This is a genomic window from Cytobacillus sp. IB215665 (assembly GCF_033963835.1).
GTDB lineage: Bacteria > Bacillota > Bacilli > Bacillales > SM2101 > Nanhaiella.
Genome location: NZ_JAXBME010000042.1, coordinates 1 through 1,306, shown reverse-complemented (window position 1 = coordinate 1,306; position 1,306 = coordinate 1). Strand labels below are relative to the sequence as shown.

The 1,306-nt window shown below is 44.3% G+C and carries 8 tRNA genes; all 8 read left to right on the top strand.

Annotation, left to right across the window (positions count from 1 at the left end):
* The first annotated feature begins 79 nt into the window (after positions 1-79).
* Positions 80-155, top strand: a tRNA-Asp gene (locus SLH52_RS23195).
* 97 nt (positions 156-252) lie between these two features.
* A tRNA-Gln gene (locus SLH52_RS23190) sits at positions 253-327 on the top strand.
* Positions 328-493: 166 nt separating this feature from the next.
* A tRNA-Lys gene (locus SLH52_RS23185) sits at positions 494-569 on the top strand.
* 7 nt (positions 570-576) lie between these two features.
* Positions 577-662, top strand: a tRNA-Leu gene (locus SLH52_RS23180).
* A gap of 17 nt (positions 663-679) precedes the next feature.
* Positions 680-765 (top strand) — tRNA-Leu (locus SLH52_RS23175).
* Positions 766-826: 61 nt separating this feature from the next.
* A tRNA-Arg gene (locus SLH52_RS23170) sits at positions 827-903 on the top strand.
* Positions 904-941: 38 nt separating this feature from the next.
* Positions 942-1,018 (top strand) — tRNA-Pro (locus SLH52_RS23165).
* 18 nt (positions 1,019-1,036) lie between these two features.
* Positions 1,037-1,110, top strand: a tRNA-Gly gene (locus SLH52_RS23160).
* Positions 1,111-1,306 lie beyond the last annotated feature (196 nt).

Genomic DNA, 1,306 nt, shown 5'->3' with positions numbered 1-1,306 from the left:
GCTGGGAGAGCACTTGCCTTACAAGCAAGGGGTCGGCGGTTCGATCCCGTCATCCTCCACCATTTATTATAAATTATTAGGTCCCGTGGTGTAGCGGTTAACATGCCTGCCTGTCACGCAGGAGATCGCGGGTTCGATTCCCGTCGGGACCGCCAGCTATATACTGTTTTACGTATGTAATAACCAGAATTAAGCATACTACTTATGGACATCTCAATTACAAAGATCCATAACAATATATCTAATTATTATTGGGCTATAGCCAAGCGGTAAGGCAACGGACTTTGACTCCGTCATGCGCTGGTTCGAATCCAGCTAGCCCAGCCATTGTTAATTTTTATGTTATGAGGCATTAGCTCAGTTGGTAGAGCACGGTCGAGTAATCGTCGGAACAAAACTACAGTGCACAAATCGAAAACATCATGAGTATACATGTAGGGATTTGGGTGTCTAGTTTTTTGAAAAAATCTTTTAGTTTTACTTTTATGTTTACGAGCCATTAGCTCAGTTGGTAGAGCATCTGACTTTTAATCAGAGGGTCGGAGGTTCGAGTCCTCCATGGCTCACCATTTATACGCGGGTGTGGCGGAATTGGCAGACGCGCTAGACTTAGGATCTAGTGTCCTTGTGACGTGGGGGTTCAAGTCCCTTCACCCGCACCAATGATTATTTTTTTTATGCGGTCGTGGCGGAATGGCAGACGCGCTAGGTTGAGGGCCTAGTGGGGGAGACCCCGTGGAGGTTCGAGTCCTCTCGACCGCACCAAAAAAAACACTTGCAATCATATTTAAATGGTGTTATTATATAAAAGTTGCTGATTTAATTAGCGCCCGTAGCTCAATTGGATAGAGCGTCTGACTACGGATCAGAAGGTTATGGGTTCGACTCCTTTCGGGCGCGCCAGTTAATTTCAAACGAAATTTGACTCCAATCCCATGATACGGGAAGTAGCTCAGCTTGGTAGAGCACATGGTTTGGGACCATGGGGTCGCAGGTTCAAATCCTGTCTTCCCGACCATTTTAAAATAATATATAAGCGGGTGTAGTTTAGTGGTAAAACCTCAGCCTTCCAAGCTGATGTCGTGAGTTCGATTCTCATCACCCGCTCCAAAAAAAAACAAAAAAAGATATTGACATCACAATTAACGAGATGTTATATTAGTAAAGTCGCTTCTGAGCGGCAGCAACAAAAAATGTTCTTTGAAAACTAAACAAAACAAAAGCGTCAACGTTAATTTTTTTGAACAAATGAGCAATCAAACTTTATTGGAGAGTTTGATCCTGGCTCAGGACGAACGCTGGCGGC